The 25,116-nt window shown below is 68.8% G+C and carries 23 protein-coding genes and 2 tRNA genes; 13 read left to right on the top strand and 12 right to left on the bottom strand.

The window, feature by feature from the left end; translation table 11 throughout:
- The first annotated feature begins 53 nt into the window (after positions 1-53).
- Both TA3x_RS05355 and TA3x_RS05350 read left to right on the top strand, forming a co-directional pair.
- Positions 54-977, top strand: a complete 924-nt coding sequence (locus TA3x_RS05355; RefSeq protein ID WP_435019075.1) for a TIGR00730 family Rossman fold protein — start codon at positions 54-56, stop codon at positions 975-977.
- A complete protein-coding gene (locus TA3x_RS05350) occupies positions 977-2,149 on the top strand; it encodes a hypothetical protein (RefSeq protein WP_435019074.1) in 1,173 nt (390 codons plus the stop codon). The genes TA3x_RS05355 and TA3x_RS05350 overlap by 1 nt, the downstream gene beginning before the upstream one ends.
- Positions 2,150-2,170: 21 nt before the next feature.
- Here TA3x_RS05350 and guaA read toward each other — a convergent pair whose 3' ends face one another.
- The 4 genes from guaA to proC form a co-directional block, all read right to left on the bottom strand.
- The gene (gene guaA / locus TA3x_RS05345; protein WP_435019073.1) at positions 2,171-3,733 is read right to left on the bottom strand and encodes a glutamine-hydrolyzing GMP synthase; all 1,563 of its coding nucleotides are present in this window, start codon (positions 3,731-3,733) and stop codon (positions 2,171-2,173) included.
- A gap of 118 nt (positions 3,734-3,851) precedes the next feature.
- Complete coding sequence (locus tag TA3x_RS05340) at positions 3,852-4,430, bottom strand: hypothetical protein (protein ID WP_435019072.1); 579 nt, start codon at positions 4,428-4,430, stop codon at positions 3,852-3,854.
- Positions 4,431-4,474: 44 nt separating this feature from the next.
- Positions 4,475-5,119: a metallophosphoesterase family protein gene (locus tag TA3x_RS05335; protein ID WP_435019071.1), complete on the bottom strand. Its 645-nt coding sequence runs from the start codon at positions 5,117-5,119 to the stop codon at positions 4,475-4,477.
- Positions 5,116-5,976, bottom strand: coding sequence for a pyrroline-5-carboxylate reductase (gene proC / locus TA3x_RS05330; RefSeq protein ID WP_435019070.1), 861 nt, complete (start codon positions 5,974-5,976; stop codon positions 5,116-5,118). The genes TA3x_RS05335 and proC overlap by 4 nt, the downstream gene beginning before the upstream one ends.
- A 242-nt stretch (positions 5,977-6,218) precedes the next feature.
- On the opposite strand from proC, the gene rpmF reads away from it, so the two are divergent.
- Positions 6,219-6,425: a 50S ribosomal protein L32 gene (gene rpmF / locus TA3x_RS05325; RefSeq protein ID WP_435019069.1), complete on the top strand. Its 207-nt coding sequence runs from the start codon at positions 6,219-6,221 to the stop codon at positions 6,423-6,425.
- A gap of 64 nt (positions 6,426-6,489) precedes the next feature.
- Entirely contained in the window at positions 6,490-6,810 is a 321-nt protein-coding gene (gene rpmB / locus TA3x_RS05320; protein WP_435019068.1) for a 50S ribosomal protein L28, read from the top strand.
- 117 nt (positions 6,811-6,927) lie between these two features.
- Here the strand turns inward: rpmB and TA3x_RS05315 are convergent, their stop codons facing one another.
- The 4 genes from TA3x_RS05315 to TA3x_RS05300 all read right to left on the bottom strand — a co-directional run bounded on the left by TA3x_RS05315 (position 6,928) and on the right by TA3x_RS05300 (position 11,884).
- A complete protein-coding gene (locus tag TA3x_RS05315; RefSeq protein WP_435019067.1) occupies positions 6,928-7,365 on the bottom strand; it encodes an SMI1/KNR4 family protein in 438 nt (145 codons plus the stop codon).
- A 26-nt stretch (positions 7,366-7,391) separates the two neighbouring features.
- A complete protein-coding gene (acs, locus tag TA3x_RS05310; RefSeq protein WP_435019066.1) occupies positions 7,392-9,356 on the bottom strand; it encodes an acetate--CoA ligase in 1,965 nt (654 codons plus the stop codon).
- Between the two features lie 137 nt (positions 9,357-9,493).
- Positions 9,494-10,783 (bottom strand): alpha/beta fold hydrolase, encoded by a 1,290-nt coding sequence (locus TA3x_RS05305; protein WP_435019065.1) that lies wholly within the window; start codon positions 10,781-10,783, stop codon positions 9,494-9,496.
- Between the two features lie 54 nt (positions 10,784-10,837).
- Positions 10,838-11,884: a hypothetical protein gene (locus TA3x_RS05300; RefSeq protein ID WP_435019064.1), complete on the bottom strand. Its 1,047-nt coding sequence runs from the start codon at positions 11,882-11,884 to the stop codon at positions 10,838-10,840.
- Between the two features lie 205 nt (positions 11,885-12,089).
- Between TA3x_RS05300 and TA3x_RS05295 the strand changes: the two genes are divergently transcribed.
- The 6 genes from TA3x_RS05295 (at position 12,090) to TA3x_RS05270 (ending at position 16,548) form a co-directional block, all read left to right on the top strand.
- On the top strand, positions 12,090-13,202 hold the full coding sequence (locus TA3x_RS05295; RefSeq protein WP_435019063.1) for a DNA topoisomerase IB: 1,113 nt from the start codon (positions 12,090-12,092) through the stop codon (positions 13,200-13,202).
- Positions 13,203-13,279: 77 nt separating this feature from the next.
- Positions 13,280-13,351, top strand: a tRNA-Met gene (locus TA3x_RS05290).
- Positions 13,352-13,494: 143 nt separating this feature from the next.
- Positions 13,495-13,566: transfer RNA gene (locus TA3x_RS05285), tRNA-Met, on the top strand.
- 171 nt (positions 13,567-13,737) lie between these two features.
- The gene (locus tag TA3x_RS05280) at positions 13,738-14,862 is read left to right on the top strand and encodes an alpha/beta hydrolase family protein (RefSeq protein WP_435019062.1); all 1,125 of its coding nucleotides are present in this window, start codon (positions 13,738-13,740) and stop codon (positions 14,860-14,862) included.
- A gap of 87 nt (positions 14,863-14,949) precedes the next feature.
- Complete coding sequence (locus TA3x_RS05275; protein ID WP_435019061.1) at positions 14,950-16,155, top strand: C45 family autoproteolytic acyltransferase/hydolase; 1,206 nt, start codon at positions 14,950-14,952, stop codon at positions 16,153-16,155.
- 3 nt (positions 16,156-16,158) lie between these two features.
- Positions 16,159-16,548 carry a hypothetical protein gene (locus TA3x_RS05270; RefSeq protein ID WP_435019060.1) on the top strand — a complete coding sequence of 130 codons (390 nt, stop codon included), beginning with the start codon at positions 16,159-16,161 and terminating at the stop codon, positions 16,546-16,548.
- Here the strand turns inward: TA3x_RS05270 and TA3x_RS05265 are convergent.
- Together TA3x_RS05265 and TA3x_RS05260 are read right to left on the bottom strand one after the other, a co-directional pair.
- Entirely contained in the window at positions 16,503-18,083 is a 1,581-nt protein-coding gene (locus TA3x_RS05265) for a LolA family protein (RefSeq protein WP_435019059.1), read from the bottom strand. The two genes, TA3x_RS05270 and TA3x_RS05265, sit on opposite strands and share 46 nt — an antisense overlap.
- Before the next feature lie 29 nt (positions 18,084-18,112).
- A complete protein-coding gene (locus tag TA3x_RS05260) occupies positions 18,113-18,637 on the bottom strand; it encodes an RNA polymerase sigma factor (RefSeq protein ID WP_435019058.1) in 525 nt (174 codons plus the stop codon).
- Between the two features lie 162 nt (positions 18,638-18,799).
- On the opposite strand from TA3x_RS05260, the gene TA3x_RS05255 reads away from it, so the two are divergent.
- Positions 18,800-19,753 (top strand): aldo/keto reductase, encoded by a 954-nt coding sequence (locus TA3x_RS05255; protein ID WP_435019057.1) that lies wholly within the window; start codon positions 18,800-18,802, stop codon positions 19,751-19,753.
- An 80-nt stretch (positions 19,754-19,833) separates the two neighbouring features.
- Here TA3x_RS05255 and TA3x_RS05250 read toward each other — a convergent pair whose 3' ends face one another.
- On the bottom strand, positions 19,834-20,157 hold the full coding sequence (locus tag TA3x_RS05250; RefSeq protein WP_435019056.1) for a hypothetical protein: 324 nt from the start codon (positions 20,155-20,157) through the stop codon (positions 19,834-19,836).
- Between the two features lie 223 nt (positions 20,158-20,380).
- On the opposite strand from TA3x_RS05250, the gene TA3x_RS05245 reads away from it, so the two are divergent.
- Positions 20,381-22,039 carry an ABC1 kinase family protein gene (locus TA3x_RS05245; RefSeq protein WP_435019055.1) on the top strand — a complete coding sequence of 553 codons (1,659 nt, stop codon included), beginning with the start codon at positions 20,381-20,383 and terminating at the stop codon, positions 22,037-22,039.
- 51 nt (positions 22,040-22,090) lie between these two features.
- Here TA3x_RS05245 and dps read toward each other — a convergent pair whose 3' ends face one another.
- Entirely contained in the window at positions 22,091-22,603 is a 513-nt protein-coding gene (gene dps / locus TA3x_RS05240; RefSeq protein WP_435019054.1) for a DNA starvation/stationary phase protection protein Dps, read from the bottom strand.
- 308 nt (positions 22,604-22,911) lie between these two features.
- On the opposite strand from dps, the gene TA3x_RS05235 reads away from it, so the two are divergent.
- Positions 22,912-25,113, top strand: a complete 2,202-nt coding sequence (locus TA3x_RS05235) for an NfeD family protein (protein WP_435019053.1) — start codon at positions 22,912-22,914, stop codon at positions 25,111-25,113.
- The last annotated feature ends 3 nt before the right edge of the window (positions 25,114-25,116 follow it).

The raw sequence follows: 25,116 nt of genomic DNA, 5'->3' as shown, positions 1-25,116 counted from the left end.
GAGGCACCGGGCGAGGATGTCCGACCGCCGAGTGTCCCGCGAGGCGAGTGTTCATGGATCGCGACAATTTCGACCAGCAGGATGGCCAGGGAGGGGCTGAGCCCGTCCAGGGATCGGGCCCGACGCTCGGCAAACCCCGCCGCGTCCAACCTTCCCGGTTCGCGTCGGATCGGCAGACGACCGAGGACGAGGAATTGCTCAACAACCCGGTGAAGACCGCCCTGCAGCCCCTATCGCCGGAGCTGGGGGCCTTCACCCACACCGAACCCTGGCGGGTGCTGCGGATCCAGGGCGAGTTCGTCTACGCGATCAACGCCCTCTCCCAGGTCGGGGCCGCCATCGCCGTCTTCGGCTCGGCGCGGTTCGCCCCCGGCCACCCGATGTATGCCCAGGCCGAGGCGATGGGCAAGGCCCTGGCCGATGCCGGCTTCGCCGTGATCACCGGCGGAGGGCCCGGGATCATGGAGGCCGCCAACAAGGGGGCCCACGAGGCGGGCGGCACCTCGATCGGCCTGAACATCGAGCTGCCGTTCGAGCAGTTCCTCAACCGCTACCTCGATATCGGCGTCAATTTCCGCTATTTTTTCGTCCGCAAGACGATGTTCGTCAAGTTCTCCAACGGCTTCATCATCTTCCCGGGCGGCTTCGGCACGCTGGATGAGCTGTTCGAGGCCCTGACGCTGGTGCAGACCCGGAAGATCAAGCGATTCCCGATCATCCTGTTCGGCTCGGCCTACTGGTCGGGCCTGCTCGACTGGATCAAGGGGACGCTGCTGGCCGAGGGGGCGATCTCGCCCGAGGACCTCAACCTCCTGGTCGTCACCGACTCGATCGAGGAGGCCTGCACCATCATGGTCGACTGCTACAAGACCCACTGCTGGTCGTCGTGGAAGAAGTCCGAGGGGGCGAAGCTCGACGCCGACCCGCCCGGCGCCCCCGCCACGGCGATCGACCCCTCCAAGTCCGACGGTGAATGATGGCCGAGACCAATCCCGCCGATTTCGACGCCCTGGACCGCTCCCTGGAGGACTCGGGCCCCGGCGAGGCGCTCGACCGGCTCGCCCGGACCCTGGCCGATCGCGGCGAGTACCGGGCCCTGCTGGACGCCCTCCTGCTCCGGGCCCGCCACGACCTCGGCCTGCCGCTGGTCCAGGACGGCCCCCTGGCCGACATCGCCGAGCCGGCGCGGTCGCAGTTCGAGGAGCGGTACGTCGAGGCCCTGCGGACGGTCGGCGGGCGGCTCCTCGACGCCGGCGAGATCGCCGCCGCCTGGCCCTACTTCCGGGCGATCGCCGAGAACGAGCCCGTCGTGGCGGCCATCGAGGCATACCGGCCCGACGAGGGGGATGAACGCCTCGGCCCCATCGTCGACGTCGCGTTCAATCAGGGGGCCCACCCCGCCCGGGGGTTCGACCTCATCCTGGACCACTATGGCACCTGCTCGGCGATCACCGCGTTCGATCACCTGCCCGCCGACGAGTCGATCCGGGCCGGGGCGGCCGATCGGCTGGTGCGCCGGCTCCATGCCGACCTCGCCGCCAACCTCCGCGCCGAGATCATCCGCCGGGGACAGCCCACCCCGCCCGAAGGGGCGCCGATCCCCGACCTGATCGCCGGCCGGGACTGGCTTTTCGCCGACGACGCCTACCACATCGACGTCTCCCACCTCGGGGCCACGGTCCGGCTGGCGACCCTGCTCCAGGACCCGGCCACGATCGCCCTGGCGGTCGAGCTGACCGAGTATGGCAAGCGTCTATCCGGCCGCTACGAGTCCGAGGGGGACCCGCCCTTCGAGAACACGCACGAGGACCTCGGGGCCTACCTCGGCGCCCTGATCGGTCGCGATGTGGAGGGCGCCATCGCCCGGTTCCGCTCCAAGGTGGGGCCGGCCGACCCCGACGGCAATGACCCGGCGATCGCCGCGCAGGTCCTGGTCCGTCTCCTGGTCCGGCTCGGCCGGATGGACGAGGCGATCGAGCTGGCCGAGCAATCCCTGGGGCACCTGCCCGAGTCCGCCCTGGCCTGCCCGAGCGTCTCCCAGCTCTGCTGGCGGAGCGGCCACACGGATCGGCTGGCCCGCTTCGCCCGCGAGCGCGGCGACCTGGTCGCCTATGCCGCCGCGATCCTCCGGCGGAGGGAGCGGGACTGACCCCGCCCCCGCCCGCTCACCTCATTCCCACTCAATCGTTCCGGGCGGCTTGCTGGTCACGTCGTAGACGACCCGGTTGACGCCCTTGACGGCGTTGATGATCCGGGTCGACGCGTGCGCCAGCAGGTCGTGGGGCAGGCGGGTCCAGTCGGCGGTCATGAAGTCGTCGGTGTCCACCGACCGCAGGGCGATCACGTTCTCGTAGGTCCGGCCGTCCCCCATCACGCCCACCGACTGCACGGGCAGCAGCACGGCGAACGCCTGACCGATCTGGCGATAAAGCCCGGCCGAGCGGAGTTCTTCCAGGAAGATGGCATCGGCCTGGCGGAGCACGTCGAGCCGCTCCGCCGTCACCTCGCCCAGGCAGCGGACGGCCAGCCCGGGGCCGGGGAACGGGTGGCGCCAGATCAGGCTCTCGGGAAGTCCCAGTTCCAGGCCGAGGCGGCGGACCTCGTCCTTGAACAGGTCGCGGAGCGGCTCGATCAGTGTGAACCCGAGTTCGGCCGGCAGGCCGCCGACGTTGTGGTGGTGCTTGATCGTGGCCGCCGGGCCGTCGGGGCCGCCGCCGCTCTCGATCACGTCGGGGTAGAGCGTCCCCTGGGCCAGGAAGGTGGCGCCGGGGATCGACTTCGCCTCGTCGCGGAAGACGTCGATGAAGGTGTGGCCGATCTTGATCCGCTTCTCCTGAGGATCGGTGACACCCTTCAAGGCGTTGAGGAATCGCTCCTCGGCGTCGATCACCCGCAACTCGGCCGATGAGTGGGCGCCGAAGGCCTCGGCCACGGCCGCCCGCTCGCCCGACCGCAGCAGCCCGTTGTCGACGAACACGCAGACCACGCGCGATCCCAGCGCCCTGGCCAGGAGCGCCGCGCAGACCGCCGAGTCGACCCCGCCAGACAGTCCGCAGACGACCCGATCATCGGCCCCGACCGCCGCCCGGACCTGCTCCACGGCGCGATCCAGGAACGCCCCCATCGTCCACGACCCTGGGCTCTTGCACACCCGGTCGAGGAAGTTCCCCAGGACCAGCGCCCCATACGGCGTGTGGGCGACCTCGGGATGGAACTGGAGCCCGTAGACGGGCAACGTCTTGTGCCGCACCGCCGCCACCGGGCAGGTGCTCGTGGCCGCCACCGGCACGAACACGTCGCCGGCGTCCTGCACCTGGTCGCCGTGGCTCATCCAGACGGTCGACGTGGCCGGCACCCCGTGGAACAGCGGGTCGCCCGCGTCGATCACCCGGCATTCCGCCCGGCCGTACTCGCGGGCCTTGGCCGGGTGGACCGTCCCGCCCAACGCCTCGATCGCCAGCTGCATCCCGTAGCAGATCCCCAGCACCGGCACGCCCAGCTCGAACAGCCTCGGGTCGCACCGGGGGGCGCCGGCCTCGTACACGCTGGACGGCCCGCCGGACAGGATGATCGCCAGCGGGTTCAATTCCTTGATTCGCTCGGCCGTCAGGTCGTGCCGGACGATCCGCGCGAACGCGTGCCGCTCGCGCACCCTCCGGGCGATCAACTGGACATACTGCGAGCCGAAATCCAGGACGAGGACGGGCCGGTCGACGGGGTCGGGACGATCCATGGACGAGCGAGACCTCACGGGGATGCGGTGAAGGCCAAAGACCGATGGTATCAGGAGGATCGGTCGCGGGGAACCGCAAGTCTCGATTGTCGATCAGCATGCGGGGCAACCGGATCTTTCACTCCGGGAAGAACTCTCGGAGCAAAGGGAGGGAGGAAACGATGAGCCAGAGGGCCCCCACGACCCGGCCCAACCGATCGATCCAACCCGGCTCCGCCTTCCATCGACCGCTCAGGGCCAGGATGAACCAGGCCGCGGCTATTGCGGTCCCGACCTGAGGCGCATCCTCCGCGTTTGGCAAAAAGCAGCGAAGCCAGATCGAAGACTCGCCGCAGAGCAACACCTTCGATGCGGCGGTCACCCCAAAATAATGGATCATCGTAGCCAATCCGATCAATCCGTTGATGCCCGCGATGAAAACGGCCGCTACCGATGCAGTGAATCCGGGCTGTCTCCACAATCGAGGGCCTCGCGGACGGGGTGACCGCAGGCGAAGCACCAGCAGACTCAAACTCCAGGTCGCAAGCAACGGATACACGGGTAGGCAGACGCTGGCGAACTTCAAGTGATGGCGCAGGTGCAACGGGCGGTCGGTGCGAATCTGCTCGATGAGGAGCAACAATGGCTGGTTCATTCCAAATTTAACGATCCATCGTCCGATCCCCAGGCTGATCGCAGCGAAGACTACGAGGATCATCGCGTCCCTCATGCTGAACCGGATCGAGGGCTTCGGGTGGCCCGTCATCGACCGTTCTCGAAGCCGTCATCCTCCCACGGCTCGATGGCGATCGGCTCGCCGCTCTCGACGTCATGGAAGGTGACGGATTCGGCGTCCCAGTCGAGCAAGGCGAACGAGCGCGAGGTGGAGACGACCGGGGCGGAGACGACCGAGCCCGGGTTGATGACCAGCCCCTCCTCGCAGCGGAACCACATCGGCTTGTGGGTGTGGCCGACCACGAGGAGTTGCGCGGTCATGCCCCGCAGGAGGCCGCGGAGGACGGCCGGAGGGTGCGACTTGCGGGTGATGTAGGTCATGTCGTCCCCAGGGGCGCCGTGGGTGATGACGCCGACGCGGGGGCCGTCGTTCACGAGGAAATCGGGGGGCAGGCAGCGGAGGGCGGCGAGGGTCTCCGGCGAGGGCAACCCGCCCTTGAACGGGTCGGGGACGCCGGGGGGACGCTGGATGGCCCAGCGGTCGTGGTTGCCCCGGACGCAGTCGATCCCGTGCTCGGCGACGAAGGCGACCACGCGGTCGGGGTGGGGGCCGTATCCGACCAGATCCCCGGCGCAGACGATCCGTTCGGCCCCCATGACGGTCAGGTGGGCCCAGGCCAGCTCCAGCGCCACGGCATCGCCATGGATGTCCGACAGGAGGCCGAGCTTCATGACCGGCCCTTGGCGGCGTTGGCCAGCTCGGCCGATCGCCGGGTCGCCGCCTCGACGGCGTTCATCAGGGTGGCGCGGAGCGACCCGCGTTCCAGGGCGTGCAGGCCGGCGATGGTCGTGCCGCCGGGGCTGGTCACCTGGTCCTTGAGCACCCCGGTGTGCAGCCCGGTCTCCAGCACCATCCGGGCGGCCCCGAGCACCGTTTGCGACGCGAGCCCGGTGGCGATGTCGCGCGGCAGGCCGACGTTGACCCCTCCGTCGGACAGGGCCTCGATCATCGCGTAAACGAAGGCCGGGCCGCTGCCGGAGAGCCCAGTGACGGCGTCCATCAGCGTCTCGGGGACGGAATACGCCGTCCCGGCCGCCTCGACGAACTCTCGCACCGTGGCTTCATCTTCCGGCCGGGCATTCGCGCCGAGGCAATAGGCCGAGGCCCCGGCGCCCACCAACGCGGGGGTATTGGGCATGACACGGGCAACCCGGCGGCCGCCCCCGAGGCCCTGCTCCAGCGTCGCCAGGCCGATGCCGGCGGCGATCGAGATCACGAGGTGATCGGGGGAGAGCATCGGGCCGACCTCGGACGTGACGGCGGCCATCACCTGGGGCTTGACCGCCAGGATCACCACATCGCTCTGCCCGACCACCTCGCGGTTGGTCTCGCGGGTCGCCACCCCGGTCTCGCTCGCCAGTGTGGCCCGGGCCTCGGGGTGGACGTCGCTGGCGGAGATCGACTCGGCCGGGACGCCAACCCGGAGCATCCCCCGGATCAGCGCCGTGGCCATCTTCCCCGAGCCGATGAAGCCCCATCGCTTCGAGGCGAGCATCGTGGCCGCATCCCGCTGTTCTTCCGCTTTCATGGTCGCCCCTCGTCTCGTCCTGGCCAGACAATCGATCGCCAACCAGTGTAACCCGGGCGGCCCGCGATGCGACGGAAAAGCCGAGCCGGGGAGCCTTTGGCGCCGCCGGAACCTCGACTATTTTCGCGCCAGGGCGCGAGCCGGGCGGGAAGTAGGGTTGCATCCGGGGCGGGAATGCGGATAATCATCCCCTTTCAGCATCGGCGAAACTCGGGTCGAACTGATTTCGGGAGATAGGCGACGTGGGCGTACCCAAGAGACGGAAATCGAAGTCGGCCAAAGGCAACCGGAGGAGTCACGACTTCCTGGTCGCGCCCGCGTTGAACACCTGCCCCCAATGCAAGCTGGCGGTGCCCCCGCACAAGGTCTGCCACCTTGTCGAGGAATGCGGCAACATCCAGCGGAGCAAGGCCCACAAGCCGGTGCCGCGAAACAAGGAATCGGTCTGACCCCACCCGGGCCGGCCTCACCTCGATCCAATCGCCCCGACCCGGGCGCGAAGGAGTTGGTCCCATGGGACGTCAGTGCGAAGTCAGCGGCAAGAAGACCTCGTTCGGCAACCACATCACCACCCGTGGTAAGGCCAAGTATCTCGGCGGCGTCGGGATCAAGTGCACCGGCGTGAGCCGGCGCATGTTCAAGCCGAATTTGCAGCGGATCCACGTCTGGCTGCCCAACGGCACGACCACCCACGTCCAGGTCGCCACCTCGGTGATCCGGTCCGGGAAGCTCACGCTCGAAGTCGACGGCAAGCTCCAGACCTTCCCGCTCATCAAGGCGGCCAAGGGGAGCGCCAAGGCTCGCGCCGAGTTGAAGCACCTGTACCCGATCTGATCGATCGCGGTCGCAGTTCACGAATCAAGTCAGGCCGCCCCGCATGATCTCTCAGCGGTGCGGCCTGGCCGTGTTTCCGCCCGGAATTGCGTCCCGGCGAGAACTGAGCCCCGTGATTCAATCCCCGGCCGACTCGTCGGACGGGAACAGCTTCCCCGGGCTCGACAGGTAGAGTCCGAGAAAGTCGGGGAAGGAGGGGGCGACCGGCCGGACCCAGTCGCCATCCCAGAGCGACACTTCGCCCGGTTCGGGATCGAGCCGGACGACGTAGGAGAACCCTCCGAGGCGGTGTTCGGCCAGCACGAATGAGCCCGGAGGCCCGCCCCGCTCGGCCGAAGGAGCGAACTCGGCGAGCGGGACGAACCGGAAGAACAGGTCGTCGCGTACGTCGGGATCCATGCCGTCGGCGGCCGAGAAGTAGGCCCGGAGGTCGGGCGAGAGCGCGACGCCGTGGCGATCCTCGAACGCGGCCAGGGCCTCGGGAGAGGCGCCCGGCCGGGGCGAGACGCCGACCGACGCCCAGAAGGCCAGGAGTCGGTCGACGAGGGTGGGCATCGGTCGATCTCGGGTCGTGGGTTCGATCAGGCGTCGTCGTCTTCGCGGAGCTTGGCCAGGACGGCCAGGTCTTCCAGGGTGGACGTGTCGCCGGCGGACTCCCGGCCGGCGGCGACGTCGCGGAGCAGGCGACGCATGATCTTGCCGCTGCGGGTCTTGGGCAGGGCTTCGGCGAACCGGATGTCATCGGGCCGGGCCAGGGCGCCAATTTCCTTGACGACATGCTTGCGCAACTCGTCCTTGAGGGCGTCGCTGGGCTGGTGGCCCACATCCAGGGTGACGAAGGCGGTGATGGCCTGGCCCTTCATGTCGTCCGGCTTGCCGACGACGGCGGCCTCGGCCACCCAGGGGTGGCTGACCAGGGCACTCTCCACTTCCATGGTCGAGAGCCGATGCCCGGAGACATTGAGCACGTCGTCGACGCGGCCCAGGATCCAGAAGTTCCCATCGGCGTCCCGGCGGGCGCCGTCGCCGGTGAAATAGACGCCGGGCACATCGGACCAGTACTGCTGGCGATAGCGGTCGTCGTCGCCGTAGATCGTCCGGAGCATCGACGGCCAGGGGCGGCTGATCACCAGGAATCCGCCCTGGTCGGCCCCGACCGGCTTGCCGTCCTTGGTGACGATCTCGGGGATGATGCCGGGCAGGGGGCGGGTCGCCGATCCCGGCCGGGTCGGGGTGGCGCCGGGCAGGGGGGAGATCATGATCGACCCGGTCTCGGTCTGCCACCAGGTGTCGACGATCGGGCAGCGCTCGCCGCCGATCACCCGGTAGTACCACATCCAGGCCTCGGGGTTGATCGGCTCGCCGACGCTGCCCAGGAGGCGGAGGCTCGACAGATCGTACTTGTTGGGGAATTCCTCGCCCCACTTCATGAACGCCCGGATCGCGGTCGGGGCGGTGTAGAGGATCGTGGCCTTGTTTTCCTCGATGATCTTCCAGAACCGGCCCTCGTCGGGCCAGTTGGGTGCCCCTTCATAAAGGACGATCGAGGTCCCGTTGGACAGCGGGCCATAGGTCAGGTAGGTGTGGCCGGTCACCCAGCCGACGTCGGCGGTGCAGAAGTAGACGTCGTCGGGCCTGAGGTCGAACACCCACTTGGTGGTCAGGGCGGCGCCCACCAGGTATCCGCCGGTGGTGTGGAGGATCCCCTTGGGCTTGCCCGTCGACCCGGACGTGTAGAGGATGTAGAGCGGGTGCTCGCTGTCCAAAGGCTCGGGCGGGCAGTCGGTCGACTCCTTCTCGGCCAGTTCATGCCACCAGTGGTCGCGGCCCTCGACCATCGGCACGTCCTGCCCGGTCCTCTTGTGCACGATCACGGCCCGGATCGACGGGCAGTTCGCCACCGCGGCGTCGGCGTTCTGCTTGAGGGGGACGACCTTGCCGCGGCGGTAGCCGCCGTCGGCGGTGACCAGCAGTTTGGCCTCGCAGTCCTGGATCCGGCCGGCCAGGGCCTCGCCGCTGAACCCGCCGAAGACCACCGTGTGCGGGGCGCCGATCCTGGCACAGGCCAGCATGGCGATGACCGCTTCGGGGATCATCGGCATGTAGATGGCGACCTTGTCCCCCTTCTCGACCCCCTGGGCCTTGAGGACGTTGGCGAACCGGGACACCTCGTCCTTCAACTCGCCGTAGGTGAGGACCCGGCGGTCGCCAGGCTCCCCTTCGAAGATCAGGGCGGGCTTATCCTTGCCGGCCCCCTCGCAATGGCGATCGACGCAGTTGTAGGAGGCGTTGAGCTTGCCCCCCACGAACCACTCGACCTTGGGCAGATCCCAGTTGTAGACCTTGTCCCACCGCTTGTCCCACGAGAGGATCCCGGCCATCTCGGCCCAGAAGCCCTCGGGGTCGTCGCGGGCGCGGTCGCAGAGCTTCTGATAATCTTCGAGGCTCTTGATGTGCGCACCGCTGGCGAATCCGGCCGGGGGCGGGAAGACTCGGTCTTCGTGGAGAAAGGACTGGATCGAACCGCCGCCGGATTCAACCGTCATGAGCGTGGGCTCCGCGTCGAGTCGGATACAAGGGGCCAAGGGTCTTGAGCGGGGAGGAACCCCGATCTTAGGGGGCCGGGCGGGCAGCGTCAATCGCCGCACCCCCCCGGTCTCCCTCCCAGGCCGTCCGCTCCCGCTCAACCCGGGCGACCGGCCGACCGGCAGCTGTCGACGAATCCGGACAGCAGCTCGTTGAATCGCTCGTGGTGTTCCAGCAGCCCCATGTGCCGTGCCGGGGCGAGGGTGGCGAGTTTCCCCGCGGGCGCGGTCCGGGCGATTCGTTCTCCGGCCTCCGGCAGGGTGGTCGTGTCCTTGTCGCCGATCACGACCAGGGTCGGGACCCGGATCATGGGGAGGACGGCGGTGGCGTCATAGGCGATCATCCCCAGCATCCCCCGCGCCAGGACGTCGGGCCGGTGTTTTGGGAGCCCCCGGGCCACGAAGTCGACCTGCCCCTCGGTCTGGGTGCCGGCGAACGAACTCTTGCGGGTCGATCGGTTGACCGACCCGTTCAGGTAGCTCAACCAGTTCAACGCCCAGACGATCGGCCAGGTCAGGATGGTGAGATGCATCAGCGGGATCAGGACCGGCTTCTCCAATGCCGTATAGAGCGTGGCCATCGAGGTCGTGCGGACCGGGTTGGTATAGGTGGTATGGACCAGCACCAGCCCGGCGACCTTCCGCCCCAGGGCCTCCGGAAACAAACGGCAGAAGGTGAGCACGGTCATCCCGCCGATGCTGTGGCCGACCAGCACCGCCGGCCGGTCCCCGGCGAAGGTCAGCACCGCTTCGAGGTCGGCGGCGAACTTCTCCAGGCGGTAGTCGCGGTTCGCGGGCTGGGTCGACAGGCCGAGCCCGGCCTCGTCCCAGACAATCAGGCGGTAGCGATCGGAGAGGGCCTTTTTCTGGTAGTACCACTCGGTGCTGTTGGAGCCCCAACCGTGTGAGAAGACGATGGGCGGGGCGTCGGGCGGCCCGTAGCACTCGACGTGCAGCTCGGAGCCGTCCGGGCGGCGGATCCGGTGGCTCTCCCCGGTGCGTTCCTCGCGAGGATCGCCGTAGGGGCCGGGATTCGAGGTCGATTTCGCCGCCGAGGCGAGACGGGCGACCCCGCCGCCGATCCAACGCCCGGCCAGCCCGATGGCCAGAAGGCTCGAACCGATCGCCAGCAGCGCCGTGGTGCGGTCCCAGTCCGGGCGGAAGTGGAATACCCGCCTCGGCTTCTCGACCCGGACGAATTCGAATCGCGGCTGGCCGTCGGTCGACGGGTCCGCTCGCTCGCCGGCCTTCGCGGGGATCGGGTCGGCCTCGAACACCCGGGAGCGATCGTACCAGGACCAGATCCCGTAGATCCCGCCGGCGAGGATGGCGACGGCGAGCAGCCCGCGGAACCAGATTCCGAGGATCTGAAAGGGCATGAATGGCATGACGTCACTCGCGGTCTGGTGATGGCGTAGGGATGCAGGCCGGTCCCCCCCGGGTCACCGGAAGGCCAGCATGGCCTGCCCGATGATCGTCAGGAGGTAGGCCAGGGGGAATGCCCAGCGGGCCCGGCGTTGCAGTCTCAGTGCCAGATCGAGCCCTTTCTCCCGGATCAGCACGTGCAGCGCCGAGACAGCGAACGTCACCGCCAGGACGAAGCCGAACGACGTCAAGGCATAGCGGTCGATGAATGTCAGGTAGGAGACCTTGGGCAGCGAGAAGTCGACGGCGTAGTTGAAGGTCACGAACGAGAGGAGGATCGCCAGGGCCGTGCTGATCTGAGGCTGGAGGTTGTTCGGCTCGAACCAGAACACCGTCCAGGTCGCGATCACCAGGAAGGTCATGGGGAACAGGACCCGGTAGAAATAATAGTTCCACTGCCGGCGGATCCTGACTTCGAAGACGAATCGGCGGTCGGTCGGGTCCCCTCCGGGCAGCAGCTCGTCGCGGGCCGAGACCCGCATGATCTGCCAGTCCGGGGCCGAGGCCTCCTCCAACTGGCCGACCCGTCCGGGATCCACGACGAGATTGAGGTCCTTGGCGAACGGGTCGAAGGGCGCCACCACGACCGAAAGGATCTGGGCATCGAAAGGGAATCGCTCCAGGCGGAATGGCGACTGGAATTTGTGGCTGAATCGGACCCGCTGGGTCACCCGGCCATCATCCGCGACATAGAGGTCGGCGTCCCGCTCGGCATTCACTTGCTCGACCGCGTTGACGAACTCCAACGCCGGCGCCCAGATCACGCCGTGGGCATAGCGACGGAGCCGGCCCCGGCGCTCGCCCGGCGGGAGGGCCAGGTTGGGGTCGACCCAGCTGGTGTCGAGATAGCCGGCCATGTCGAACGACTCTTCCCGGAGGTTGATCCGGGCGAAGCTCACCAGGAAAATCCCGACCGACACTTCGATCTTCTTCCCGCCCTCCCCGGGCCAATGCACCTCCCGAGGCTTCACCCCCGGGGGCGGATCGTCCGCCCGGGCGATCGGGGCGGATGCAGGCCCGACACAGGTCGAGATCAGGGCGAGGAAGAGGACGCGACGGGTCATCGAGGAAAGCTCCGCTACGGGACGGGGCGAAGGACGGGCGTGCGGATGCAGGGAGTCTAGGTCGGGGACTGGGACTCGCGCGGGCGGCTTCGCGACCGGGTGGACCCCGCCGATCGATCCCGGGCTTCAGGCCCGCGGGGTGCCTGGCGGGGCGGTTTCGCGGATCGGAATCGGGAGAGGCACGACGCTTGCACATGGCCTGATCATGGCCAGAAAGATCAGCAAGAAAGTCGCAAAACCCGGGCCGGAGATCCGCGTCGCGCCCGAGGTCTCGGCGCGGGCGGCGGGGCTCCGGTATGTTTCGGACGAAACCCCGGGCCTGACCCGGGTGGTGACCGCCCGGGGCGTGTCCTATCGCGGGGCCGATGGCAAGGCGATCCGCGACGGGGAAACCCTGGGACGGATCCGCTCGCTGGCAATCCCTCCCGCCTGGACCGAGGTCTGGATCTGCCCCCGGGCCGATGGCCATCTCCAGGCCACCGGCCGCGACGCCCGGGGCCGGAAGCAGTACCGCTACCATCCCGACTGGCGGAGCGTCCGGGATGAGACCAAGTTCGGCCGGATGATGGCCTTCGCCGACGCCCTGCCCACGATCCGCAGGCGCGTCGACTCCGACCTCTCCCGATCGGGCCTGCCCCGCGAGAAAGTCCTCGCGGCGGTGGTCCGGCTCCTGGAAACGACCCTGATCCGGGTCGGCAACGAGGAGTATGCCCGGAACAACCGCTCGTTCGGCCTGACCACGATGCTCGACCGCCACGTCACGGTCGGCCGGAAGTCGGTCCGGTTCGGGTTCAAGGGGAAGAGCGGCGTCCGCCACGACATCGACCTCGACGACCCCCGCCTCGCCCGGATCGTCGGCAAGTGCCGCGACCTGCCCGGGCAGGAGTTGTTCCAGTACCTCGACGACGACGGCGGGCGGCACACGATCGACTCGGCGGACGTCAACGCCTACCTCCGCGAGGCCGCCGGCCTCGAATTCACCGCCAAGGACTTCCGCACCTGGGCCGGCACCGTCCTGGCCGCGATGGCCCTCCGCGAGTTCGAGGTGTTCGACTCCGAGGCCCAGGCCAAGAAGAACATCCTCCGCGCCATCGAGGATGTCGCCGGCCGCCTGGGCAACACCCCGACGGTCTGCCGGAAATGCTACGTCCACCCGGAGGTGATCGAGGCCTATCTCGACGGCTCGATGCTCCGGACCCTGAAGACCCGGGCCGAGGCCGAGATCGGCGAGAACCTCGCCAACCTCCGCCCCGAAGAGGCCGCCGTCCTCGCCCTGCTCCAGCAACGCCTCACTCGCAGCTTGGAGAAGCACGCCTGATGCTCGTCCGATCCGAGTTTCGGACAATCCTTGCGATCGGGGTGGACAGGGCGGGGGCATTCGGGTAGATTCGGAGTCGCGCCGTAGAGCACCGGTAGCTCGCCAGGCTCATAACCTGGAGGTAGCAGGTTCGACTCCTGCCGGTGCAACTCAATCGCGAAGGCCTCCCGTTTCAGTCGGGCGGCCTTCGTCGTTTCGAACGATTCGTCCCCTCGACCTCCGATAATCGGGACCGCGACATTATCGCACGATCGGGGTGGACAGGGCGGGGGCATTCGGGTAGATTCGGAGTCGCGCCGTAGAGCACCGGTAGCTCGCCAGGCTCATAACCTGGAGGTAGCAGGTTCGACTCCTGCCGGTGCAACTCAATCGCGAAGGCCGCCCGTTTCAGTCGGGCGGCCTTCGTCGTTTCGAAGGCTTAGAATCCTCGTGATTTCGCTGGAATCGAGGACTCGGGTCGTCTAGCCTTCCCTGGGCCCATCGAGACAAGACTGAGGTGAGCCCGGGACCTCCCGGGGCCAGCGAGGCGATTCTTTTGAAACCGCACGCCTTCCCGATCCTCCTCGGACTGCTCCTGATCCCGATCCCGCTGAGGGCTCAGGCACCGCCTCCGCTGCCTCCTGCCGCGGAGATCCGGGCCCGGTTCCTCAAGGATCTGGATCGGCCCCGGGTCCCGCTCGATCCTCGGGAGGAGGATGTCCCTGCGACGGGATCGGAGTTCGCCCGGCAGAGCGTGTCGTTCGCCTCCGAGGCCCATCCCGACGGGTCGATCGAGCGCGTCCCGGCGCTGGTGGTCAAGCCGCGCGATGGGGCCGATCGCGGGCGGAGGCCGGCGGTGATCGCGCTCCACGGCACCGGGGGGAACAAGGAGGGGATGAAGCCCTGGCTCGAAGAGTTGGCCAGCCGGGGGTTCCTGGTCATGGCCCTGGACGGCCGGTATCACGGCGAGCGGGCCGGGGGGAGGCCGGGGACCGAGGCGTATAACGATGCGATCGTCCGGGCCTGGCGGGCGAAGCCCGATGAGCCGGCCACGCACCCGCTCTATTACGATACCGTCTGGGATGTGTGGCGGGCCGTCGACTACCTCCAGGCCCGGCCCGACGTCGACCCCGATCGGATCGGCCTGATGGGCATCAGCAAGGGGGGGATCGAGACCTGGCTGGCCGCCTCCGCCGACGACCGGATCAAGGTGGCGGTGCCGGCCATCGCCATGCAGAGTTTCCGCTGGGGCCTCGATCACGACCGCTGGAAGGCCCGCGCCAACACGGTGAGGGCCGCCCACGAGGCGGTCGCGAGGGAGAGGGGCGAGCCCGAGGTGACCCGCGACACCTGCCTGGCCCTCTGGCCCAAGATCCTGCCCGGCATCCTCGACGTCTACGACGGGCCAAGCCTGGTCCGCCTGTTCGCCGGCCGGCCGCTCCTGATCGTCAACGGCGAGAACGACCCGAACTGCCCGATCGAGGGGGCCGAAATTGCCTTTGCCTCGGCCCGGGAGGCGTTCCATGCGGCCGGGGCCGACGACCGGCTCAAGATCATGGTCGCCCCGAAGGTCGGCCACGTCGTGACCCCCGAGCAGCATCGCGCCATCCTCGACTGGTTCACCGCCTGGCTCAAGCCGACCCCGCCCGGGGGGAACTCGGCCCCCGGCCAGGGCTTGTGATCCGAGATCCCACAAAATCCCGGATCCGACGCCGATCGACGGTAGACTATCCCCGGACGACCTTGGCCCGACCAGGAGAACCGACCGATGGCCCGATCGACCCTGCGCCTGCTGGCAACGCTTTCCCTCCTCCTGGCGCTCGCCGCCCCCTCCCGGGCCGAGACCCGGACGATTGCCCGTTGCGGCGATGGATATCTGGAGGAGGTGGACGGCTACAAGGTCCTGCACCTCAAGGGATCGCCCCGGGCGATGGGCCTCCAGCATGGGACGTTGCTCAGGGACGACATCACCGCGCAGGTCCGCTACCTGTTCGACGTGAAGGCCAAGCAGTTCCCCAGTCCCGAGGTCCTGGGCCTCAAGGTCAAGCTCGACCCCAAGCGGCTGATCCTCTCGATCTCCGAGATGCAGCGGAAGCACGTCCCGGCGCGATTCTACGAGGAGATGACCGGGATCGCCGAAGGCTCGGGCGTGGCCCTGGATGAGATCGTCGCGGCCAACTTCATCCCCGAGATGTTCCACTGCTCCGGGTTCGCCCTGGCCAACTCCGCCACCCGCGACGGGGCGATGTACCACGGGCGGATCCTCGATTATGGCTGCGACTGGAAGCTCCAGGACCACGCCGTGCTGGTCGTGGCCGAGCCCGAGGGGAAGGTCCCGTTCGTCAACGTGACCTATGCCGGGTTCATCGGCAGCGTGACCGGGATGAACGCCGAGCGGATCTCGATCGGCGAGATGGGCGGCGGCGGCCTCGGCCACTGGGACGGCGTGCCGATGGCCCTGCTGGTCAGGATGGCTTTGGAGGAGGCCCGCGACCTCGACGCGGCGGTGGCCCTGTTCCGCGACAAGCCCCGCACCTGCCAGTACTTCTACGTCGTGGCCGACGGCGAAACGAAGCAGGCGGTCGGCCTCGAAGCCTCGTGGAATGCCTTCACGGTGGTGAAGATGGGCGAGGCCGAGCCCCGGCTGCCCCACGCCGTGCCCGACTCGGTCCTCCTGTCGATCGGCACCCGCTACGAGGAGCTGGCCAAGCGGGTGAAGGCCGGCCACGGCACCTTCACCGCCGAGACGGCTCGCTCGCTCATGGATCGCCCGGTGGCGATGAAGTCGAACCTCCACAGCGTCCTGTTCGAGACCTCGACCACCCGGTTCTGGGTGGCCAACGCCTCGTCCGACGGCGAGCCGGCCGCGAACCAGCCCTACCACGCCTTCCGGCTCGACGAACTCCTCCGCCACTCGGCCGACCCCTCCGCCCCGGCCCTCCCGATGCCCGAGGCGGCCCAAGCGGCCGACTGACCGATGCCGACCGAAGCCGAAGCCCCGGCTCCTCCCCGGCTGAGCGAACACCCGGCCACGGCCTGGGCCATCCTGGCCATCGCCGTGCCGGTCGGGGGCTGGCTCCTCTGGGAGATCCACCGCACGATCGGCCTGGACAGCCCCCGGCTCTGGGAGCTGCTCCGGACCGATCGCGTCTTCGACCTCGCCATGCTCGACTTCGTACTGACCGCCTCCTGGGCGGCCGTGGTCTGGGTCGAGCGCGCCCGCTGGAGCGACTGGCGGGCCTGGGCGGCCTTCGCCCTGTTCTGCGTGGTCCCCTCGCTAGGGATCGCCGCCCTGATCCTGGTCACGCGCCGACCCGCCGCTCAGCGCGGCCCCTCCTCGGGGAAAGGCGCCGGATCGCCGAGTTGATCCTGGGCCCGCATGTCTTCGAGGCCCCGGCGGACCGCGGCGGCATAGTCGGCGTCGGTGGTGGCATCGGGATCGAAGCCCGACAGGGGCCGCCCCTGGCCCGGGAAAGCCCGAGCATCGGGCGCGACCCCGAGCATCGCGGAAGTGCCCGCGTGCCGCATCACCCGCAGGTCGGCCCGGGTCCGGGTGGCCGCCTCCTCCAGGGACAGGGGGCGGGCGTCGGGCGGCAGCGGGGTGGTCGCCCATCGCTCGACCTGCTGCGGCAGACCGTCCGGGCCGCGATGGGCGGGATCGTCATAGGTCGCCCTTAGGGGGATGCGAGCTTGGCCCTCGAAGTCATCCAAACGACCGGGTTCGCCCGGGGACGGGACCCAGCCCAGCTCGGGAACAAACACCTTGCGGCCATCCTCGACCCGGAAGTGCCGGCGAGGCACGATCATCCACCAGGCATACTCGACCCCTTCGCGGGCCGCCGAGGCCAGGCCGATCAGGTCATACGTCCCGCTCAACATCCTGTTGGTCACCGGTTGGGACGCGACCTCCAAAACGCTGGCCTCGGTGTTGATCATCCGGCGATGCGGCGGGAACCGGCGCACGTGCTCGGCGGTCCCCCGGACCGAGGAGACGACGAAGAAGCCTTCGCGACCCGCCATCGGCCGGAGGTCGTGGACGGCCAGGATCAGCCCTCCGACCTCGACGCGGGAGAGGGCGCGATCCAGCGGGTATCGTTCCTCGAAAATCCGGTTGCGATCGACGACCCGCACGCCCTCCGGCAGTCGCGCCTCAACCTGCTCGCGAGCCACCGGCTCATCGTAGGCGATCGTGATCTCACGGTCAGATTTCCAAGCCTCATCGCTTTTCTGCTGGATCTCGATCCGGCGGATCCGGCCGGTTCCGTCCTTGAAATAAATTACCCGGGTGCGGCTTGGCCCCGGAGACCCGTCCTCCCCATCCGGCGGGACGACGATGAAGCGCCGGCAGGCGACTCCCGAGATCACCGCGTCATGCTCTGGGCCGCTGCGCCGAACCCAGCCGGAGGGAAGGCCGTCAAGATCGAGGAGCCTGCCGATCTCGTTGACGAACGGCGACGTGTTCGGCTGCCGGAAGACGACCCGGTCGGCTTCGGCGACCTCCGGATCCCAGGTCCACTCGTATCGGCCGTCTTCGACCAGGACCCGGCCCGGGCCTTTTGCACGCATGCCCTCGCCCCGGCGATACCAGACGTCCGACCGGGACGGCCGTCCCTGTTCGTCGTGGGCCAGGATGGTCAGGTGGGCGGAGGCCGCGCGGCCCAGCCCATCCTGGACCGCCGCCCGGACGGATCGGGGCGTGGTCGAGACGATCATCCAGGCCAGGACCGAGGCGGCCAGAAGGCCCGACCCGGCGAGCGCGGCCACGACGCGACGGCGCCACCAGAGCGGCCGGGACCGGGCCGGCTCGGCCCGGATTCGCTCCATCACCGGATCGACGATCGAACCGACCGGCCAACGTTCCCGGAGCCGGGCCAGTTCCGTTTCGAGTTCATCGGGACACATGGTCGTTCCTTTCTCCGATGGGTGGAGGTTCAACTCGGGTCCTTGACGCCCAGGCGTTCGCGCAGGTTCCGGACGGCCCGGGATAGGCGCTTCGTGATCGTGCCCACGGGCCGGCCGAGCGTCAGGGCGACCTCGGCGACCGGCCGGCCTTCGAGGTAGTGCATGACGACCACAACCCGTTCATGCTCCTTGAGCCGCCCGACCGCTTCGAGCAGGCCTGCGTCCCGATCGTCGAACACACTTCGGGCTTCGGGCTGCGGTGGGCCATCGCCGTTCGGCATCGAGTCGGGCATTCGCCGCCTGCCGACCCGGACCGCCTCGCGGCGGGCGATCCGGGCCAGCCAGGCGCCGAACTGGGAAGGATCGCGGAGGCCCGACAGGCCGCGATAGGCCTGGAAGAGCGCCTCCTGGGCCGCGTCCGAGGCCGCATGGTCGTCGCGCAGGACGCGCCAGGCCGTGGCCCAGGCCAGCCGCTGGTGGCGTGTGGCCAGTTGGGCGAAGGCATCGCGGTCCCCGTCCAGCACCGCCCGAACGAGTTCCGCGTCGGTCGTCATCGCCGTCTCCCCGATCCCGTCATCCGGCCCACACACCAAGGAGAGGCGATCCGGCCCCGGTTTGCGGCCGGATTTCGCCGGGCCGGCCGACTTGCCTCGCTCGGGGTGCCTACCTAACCTGGAGTGGAAGACGATGCATCCCGAGGATCAGGAGTCGAGATCGTGACCAGGCGCAAGATCGGCGGGAGCGGGCTGCAGGTGGCCCCCCTGATGCTGGGCGGGAACGTGTTCGGCTGGACGATCGACGAGGCGACCTCGTTCCGGATCCTCGACGCCTTCGTCGATGCCGGGTTCGACTTCATCGATACGGCCGACGTCTATTCCCGGTGGGCGCCCGGCAACCAGGGGGGCGAGTCCGAGGCGATCATCGGCAAGTGGTTCCGGCAAAGCGGCAAGCGCGACCGGGTGGTGATCGCCACCAAGGTCGGCATGGAGATGGGCCCGGACGCCCAGGGGCTGGGCCGCGAGCACATCATGAAGGCCGTCGAGGATTCGCTCCGCCGGCTCCAGGTCGATCACATCGACCTCTACCAGTCGCACAAGGACGACGAGTCGACCCCGATCGAGGAGACCCTGGGCGCCTATGCCGACCTGATCCGCCAGGGGAAGGTCCGCGCCATCGGGGCTTCAAACTTCACCGCCGCCCGTCTCCGGCAGGCCCTCGACGCAGCGAAGGCCAGCAACCTGCCCGCCTACCAGTGCCTCCAGCCGCATTACAACCTGGCCGAGAGGGCCCTGTTCGAGGACGAGCTGGAAGCGGTCTGCGTCGAGAATGACCTCGGCGTGATCCCGTATTACTCGCTGGCCGCCGGTTTCCTCACCGGCAAGTACCGTTCGGAGGCCGACCTGGGCAAGAGCCCGCGCGGCAAGGGGGCCGCCAAGTATTTGAATCCCCGCGGGATGGGGATCCTCGCGGCGCTGGATGGGGTTGCGGCACGGCTGGATTCGACCCCGGCCCGCGTCGCCCTCGCCTGGCTGATCGCCCGGCCGAGCATCACCGCCCCGATCGCCAGCGCCACCAGCCTCGAACAACTCGACGACCTGATCGCGGCCACCCGGCTCGAACTGGACGCCGAATCCCTGGCCACGCTGGATCGGGCCGGCGGCCCGGCCTGATCGGCACCCCGGCGCATGCAGCGACCCCGATCCGAAGGATGGGACCGGGGCCTCGCCATCGCGCCGGGGCGGCGGTGGGTTCAACGTTCGTTGATGATCTTCTGGGTGATCTCGCGTTCGCAGATCTTGCACCACTTCCAGCGAGCGGCGCCGACCTTGTCGTCGAGGTGCTGCTTGGCGGTGCCGATGGTGCGGAACCAGATCTTGGACTCGGTCTCGCCGGCCTTCTCCAGCTTGGCGCAGCGGGCGAAGTGGAGCAGGTTGGTGCCGGCCTTGGGGGCCTTCTTTGAGCCCGGCTCGGGGAAGTTCCCGTGGAAGACGAATCCGATGGCCTCCAGCCGGGTTTCGTCCAGGTCGTCGGCCGTATCGAGCGTGCGAACGCTCACCTGTTCCCCGATGGTCATGGCGTGTTCCCCGCTCACAACTTCATTCCCTCGAACCGATTACGGGGATCACTGTATCGCATCCTGATCGGACTCGCAAGGGCGGCCGGCCGCGTGTCGATGCGAAACCTCGCATCACCACTGCGACATGTGCCCTTGTGGGAGGGCGTTTCGGCGGTATAAGCTGGGCGGCTCGAAGAAGTTGGAAAGCGTCGATCCCATTCCGGTCGGGGGCCGCGTCCCGTTGCTTCGCGAAACCGTCGGCCACCTCCGAGACCTGCCCCGCTACCGTCAGATCCTGGCGACCCTGGTCCGATACGGCTACCACGACATCGTGGTCGCCCTCCACCTGGAAGGGCTGATCCGGCCGATCGAGAAGGCCGCGCTGGGCGAGGAAGCCCCGACCCGCGACCGCCCGGCGCGGCTGCGGATGATCTGCGAGGACCTCGGGCCGACCTTCGTCAAGCTCGGCCAGATCCTCAGCACCCGCCACGATCTCCTGCCCGAGGCCTACACCGCCGAGCTGACCCAGCTCCGCGACAACGTCAAGCCGTTCCCGTTCGAGGAGGTCGAGGCGATCCTCCTGGAGGAGTTCGGCCGCCCGGCGGCTGAGGTCTTCGCCGCGATCGACCCCGAGCCCCTGGCGTCGGCGTCGATCTCGCAGGTCCACCGGGCCACGCTCCACGACGGCCAGGTCGTCGCCCTGAAAATCCGCCGTCCGGGGATCGACAAGGTGGTCCAGGCCGACCTGGATATCCTCAAGAACCTGGCCGCGCTGGCGGAACGGCGGATGCCCTCGCTGGCCGCCTATTCCCCGGTCGAGCAGGTGAAGGAGTTCGAGCGGACCCTGAAGCGGGAGCTGGACCTGGCCGTCGAGCGGAGGACCATGGAGCGGTGCCGGGGCCAGTTCGCCCGCGAGCCGTTCGCCCACATCCCCCTGGTGTTCCGGGAGTATTGCACATCCCGCGTCCTGGCGATGGAGCTGATCGGCGGCGTCGGGGTCGACGACCTGGACGGCCTGCGTCGGCTGGGGATCGACCCACCCACCGTCGCAATCCGGGGGGCGAAGATCCTCCTGCGTCAGATCTTCCGGTTCGGCTTCTTCCACGCCGACCCCCACCCCGGCAACCTCCGGGTCCAGCCGGGCGGGGTGATCGTCCCGCTCGACTACGGGATGTTCGGCCGGATCGACGCGGCGACCCGCGAGCAGATCGTCGACCTCCTGATCGGCCTGACCTCGGAGGACACGGACAAGGTCCTGCGGGCATTGGAGGCGCTGGAGATCCGCAACGAGCACGTCGCCCCCCGGGCCCTGCGCCGGGACGTGTCGGAGCTGGTGGCGACCTACAGCGACCTGACCCTGGACGCGATCGACCTCGGCGTCCTCCTGCGCGAGCTGGTCACGTTCATCCGGGCCCACCACCTCAAGATCCCGCCCGACCTGATCCTCCTGATCCGGGCCCTGGTGACGATCGAGGGCGTCGGCCGGACGCTCGACCCCCACTTCGACATCGCGGCCCAGATCCGCCCCCTGTTCCGGGAGCTGACCGCGCGGCGGTTCCACCCGCGACGGCTCCTGGCCCGGACCGGCCGGACCCTGGAGGATATCCAACGGATCGCCACGCTCCTGCCCGACGCGCTGGGGCAATCGCTGGAGTCGATCCGCCGCGGCGAACTGACCGTGAAGTTCGACCTCCAGCACTTCGAGCAACTGGTCCGCCAGCTCACCCGGGCCAGCCACACCCTGACGGCGGGCATCGTGATCGCCGGGCTGATCATCGCCTCGTCGCTGATCGTGCGGACGGGGTCCGGGGCCATCAACACCCTGGGCTATGCCGGCTACACCATCGCGATGGTGCTGGGCGTGGCGCTCACGCTGAGCATCTTCCGCAAGGTGCAATGAGTCACGGCGATGCGGGGCGGCCGGTGGCCGGGGCCGCATCGCCGCGGTGGCTCAGCCGTTCGACTGGATGTGGGCTTCCAGGAACCAGAGCCGCTCGTCGACCTTGCGCGAGATCTGGGTGTAGAGGTCGGCGGTGGTCGGGTCGCCGATCTCGTCGGCGTCGTCGATCGCCTGGCGGATCCGGCCGGCGTAGAGGCCGAAGCGGTCGACCAGGGCCTTCACGTGGTCCATCCCGTTGATGGCCGCGGTGGGATATTCGGGCAGCGCCGAGTGTTCGGCGGCCATCCGGACGGTGCCGGTGGCGTAGCCGCCCAGGGTCGTGGCACGCTCGGCGATCAGGTCGACGAACTCGAAGACCTCGCCGGCGATCACGTCGAACAGGAGGTGGAGCTGGTAGAAGTCCTTGCCCTTGACGTTCCAGTGGGCCTGCTTGACCTGGCTGGCCAGGTCGAAGGAGTCGGCCAGGTGCTGGTTGAGCATCTCGACCAGGGCCGTCCGCTTGTCGGCGGCGATGTCGATGTGGGTCGGGAACTGCTGCTCGGCGGTCTTTTGCTGGGTGGCCATTCGAGGGCTCCTGGGTGGCGTTCGTGCGAGGCCCGCGACCCATCGCGTGCGCTTCATCGGCGGAGATCGCTTTCATCTTTCGTGCCGGAGGTGGCTTCGTCAAATGCAAATGGCCTGCGCCGGCCGGCGTCGGGCGTTTGACGGAGGTTTCCGGGCGTCTTATAATCGACCCACACGGGAAGGCGCCGGGGAGATTCGGCCCGACCGATCCACCCCTTCGGATCCGTCCCGTCCGCCCGGTCGGAGACGCGGCCGGGATGCCCGCCTCGGCGGGGGCCTGGCAGATCGATGGAGGGAGTCCACCCGCTATGACCGGATCGTCGCGTGCCCACCTCCTTGCCCCCCTGCTGATCACGCTCGTCGCCGGATTCGCCCCCCGCGGGGCCGCGGCCCAGGCCCCTCCGCCCGCGGGCGGCACCGTCCCGGGCCAGTTCTTTACGATCGAGGAGCCGATCGACAGCGACACGCTGGACCGGCTCAAGGCCCAGACCAAGCAGCTGATCGCCCGCTCGGCACGCGAGGGGGCCGAGCCGATCCTGGTCTTCGAGATCCGCCCGGGCCGCTCGGCGCCCGGCACCAGCGGGTTCGGCACCTCGCTGGAACTGGCAAACTTCCTCTCGACCGGTCTGGCTGGCGCCCGGTCGGCCGTCGCCTACGTCCCCGAGCCGCTCAAGGGCTATGCCTGCCTGGCGGCCCTGGCGTGCGACGAGATCGTGATGGGGCCCAACGCCTCGATCGGGCCGATCACCCCGGAGGGGGAGCCGGTCCACAACGAATACCGCGAGTTCCTCCGCACCCTGGCCCGCCGCAAGGTCCGCGACCCGGACCTGCTCGCCGGCATGCTCGACCGCGACGCCGATCTCAAGGCCGTCCGGACGGCCGACCGCCAGATCCACTACGTCTTGGCCGAGAACCTCCCGACGTTCCTCAAGGAACACCAGGCCGGCCCCGGCGACGTCCGGCCCGCCTGGGACGGGGGCCAGCGCGGGGTGATGCCGGCCAAGCGGGCCCGCGACGAAGGGCTGTCCCGGCTGATCGCCGAAGACCGGGCCGCGATCGCCAACGTCTACCGGATCGCCTCCAAGGGGCTGGCCGACGACCCGACCCTGCTTTCCGAGGCCAAGCCGGTCTGGATCGAGATCGAGGGGCGGATCGACTCGGGCAAGGAGTCCTACCTCCGCCGACGTGTCGACCAGGCCCGCCGCGAGGGGGTCAACCTCGTCTTCTTCCAGATCAACAGCCCGGGCGGCCTGCTGGCCCCGGCCGACAACATCGCCGGGCTGATCGCCGGCATCAAGGACATGAAGACGGTCGCCTTCATCGATGACCGGGCGCTGGGCATGTCGGCGATCATCGCCCTGGCCTGCGATGAGATCGTCCTCCGCAGGGGCGGCCAGATCGGCGACGTCCGCATGGTCCTGCCCGGCGGGCGGAGCCGCCCCGTCGAACTCGAACCCGAGCAGATCACCAGCCTCGGCCGCCGGTTCGCCGACCTCGCCCAGCAGAAGGGGCACCCCGCCGCCGTCGCCCACGCGATGGTGGACCCCGCGCTGGCCCTGCTCCACGCCACCGACACGAAGACCGGGGCCCCCACCTGGGTGACCAGCGAACAGGCCCGGCTCGAACCCGAACGGTTCGTCAACACCTCGACCGTCAAGGAGGCCGGGCAGATCCTCACGGTCACCTCCTCCGAGGCGGGGAGCCTGGGGATCGGCCAGGAAGTGGCCGACGTCGAAGGGTTCAAGGCCCTGTTCGGCCTGAAGGGCAAGACCATCCGCGTCGACGGCCCGACCTGGGTCGACGGCCTGGTGGCGACCCTGAACGACCCGTTCGTGGGCTGGGTGCTCCTGTTCGTGGGCATCTTCATGATGGTCCTGGAGATCAAGATGCCGGGCGTCGGACTGCCGGCCATCACGTCGGCGCTGGCGTTCCTCCTGTTCTTCTGGAGCCGCTACCTCAGCGGCACCGCCGACCAGTTGGAGATCCTCCTATTTTTGGTCGGGATGGTCTGCCTGGGGTTAGAGTTGTTCGTGTTCCCGGGCTTCGGGGTGTTCGGCCTCAGTGGGTTCGTTTTGATCGTGGTCAGCATCGTGATGGCGAGCCATACCTTCGTCTGGCCGACCCAGGAGTATGAGTACCGCCAGATGGCCGGGACCCTGCTCCAGTTCCTCGGCGTGATGGTCGGCGTCGGTTCCGGGATTGCCCTGGTGGGGCGGTATATCCCGTCGATCCCGGTCTTCAACCGGATGATCCTCAAGCCCGAGATGGCCGACGGATCGGGCCTGTCCGACCCCTACGCCAAGCCCTCGGAAGACTCCGGCTATGAGTCGTTCGCCTTCCTGATGGGCGAGACCGGGCGGACCACCACGGTCCTCCGCCCCACCGGCAAGGCCCGGTTCGGCAACCTGCTGGTGGAAGTCTCCGCCAACGGCCTCTACCTCGAACGCGACGTGCTGGTCGAGGTCATCGACGTCCAGGGCACCCGCGTGATCGTCCGGCCGATGGCCTGAGCC

Source organism: Tundrisphaera macrotermitis (genome assembly GCF_051175315.1).
Classification (GTDB): domain Bacteria; phylum Planctomycetota; class Planctomycetia; order Isosphaerales; family Isosphaeraceae; genus Tundrisphaera.
The sequence above is the reverse complement of the archived record's forward strand: the minus strand, read 5'-3'. Positions and strand labels throughout refer to the sequence as shown.

What these genes read in the sequence shown, in the direction of transcription:
- TA3x_RS05355 (WP_435019075.1), top strand. Translation starts at nt 54, where the DNA reads ATGGATCGCGACAATTTCGACCAGCAGGATGGCCAGGGAGGGGCTGAG.
- TA3x_RS05350 (WP_435019074.1), top strand. Translation starts at nt 977, where the DNA reads ATGGCCGAGACCAATCCCGCCGATTTCGACGCCCTGGACCGCTCCCTG.
- guaA (WP_435019073.1), bottom strand. Translation starts at nt 3,733, where the DNA reads ATGGATCGTCCCGACCCCGTCGACCGGCCCGTCCTCGTCCTGGATTTC.
- TA3x_RS05340 (WP_435019072.1), bottom strand. Translation starts at nt 4,430, where the DNA reads ATGATCCTCGTAGTCTTCGCTGCGATCAGCCTGGGGATCGGACGATGG.
- TA3x_RS05335 (WP_435019071.1), bottom strand. Translation starts at nt 5,119, where the DNA reads ATGAAGCTCGGCCTCCTGTCGGACATCCATGGCGATGCCGTGGCGCTG.
- proC (WP_435019070.1), bottom strand. Translation starts at nt 5,976, where the DNA reads ATGAAAGCGGAAGAACAGCGGGATGCGGCCACGATGCTCGCCTCGAAG.
- rpmB (WP_435019068.1), top strand. Translation starts at nt 6,490, where the DNA reads ATGGGACGTCAGTGCGAAGTCAGCGGCAAGAAGACCTCGTTCGGCAAC.
- TA3x_RS05315 (WP_435019067.1), bottom strand. Translation starts at nt 7,365, where the DNA reads ATGCCCACCCTCGTCGACCGACTCCTGGCCTTCTGGGCGTCGGTCGGC.
- acs (WP_435019066.1), bottom strand. Translation starts at nt 9,356, where the DNA reads ATGACGGTTGAATCCGGCGGCGGTTCGATCCAGTCCTTTCTCCACGAA.
- TA3x_RS05305 (WP_435019065.1), bottom strand. Translation starts at nt 10,783, where the DNA reads ATGCCATTCATGCCCTTTCAGATCCTCGGAATCTGGTTCCGCGGGCTG.
- TA3x_RS05300 (WP_435019064.1), bottom strand. Translation starts at nt 11,884, where the DNA reads ATGACCCGTCGCGTCCTCTTCCTCGCCCTGATCTCGACCTGTGTCGGG.
- TA3x_RS05295 (WP_435019063.1), top strand. Translation starts at nt 12,090, where the DNA reads ATGGCCAGAAAGATCAGCAAGAAAGTCGCAAAACCCGGGCCGGAGATC.
- TA3x_RS05275 (WP_435019061.1), top strand. Translation starts at nt 14,950, where the DNA reads ATGGCCCGATCGACCCTGCGCCTGCTGGCAACGCTTTCCCTCCTCCTG.
- TA3x_RS05270 (WP_435019060.1), top strand. Translation starts at nt 16,159, where the DNA reads ATGCCGACCGAAGCCGAAGCCCCGGCTCCTCCCCGGCTGAGCGAACAC.
- TA3x_RS05265 (WP_435019059.1), bottom strand. Translation starts at nt 18,083, where the DNA reads ATGTGTCCCGATGAACTCGAAACGGAACTGGCCCGGCTCCGGGAACGT.
- TA3x_RS05260 (WP_435019058.1), bottom strand. Translation starts at nt 18,637, where the DNA reads ATGACGACCGACGCGGAACTCGTTCGGGCGGTGCTGGACGGGGACCGC.
- TA3x_RS05250 (WP_435019056.1), bottom strand. Translation starts at nt 20,157, where the DNA reads ATGACCATCGGGGAACAGGTGAGCGTTCGCACGCTCGATACGGCCGAC.
- dps (WP_435019054.1), bottom strand. Translation starts at nt 22,603, where the DNA reads ATGGCCACCCAGCAAAAGACCGCCGAGCAGCAGTTCCCGACCCACATC.
- TA3x_RS05235 (WP_435019053.1), top strand. Translation starts at nt 22,912, where the DNA reads ATGACCGGATCGTCGCGTGCCCACCTCCTTGCCCCCCTGCTGATCACG.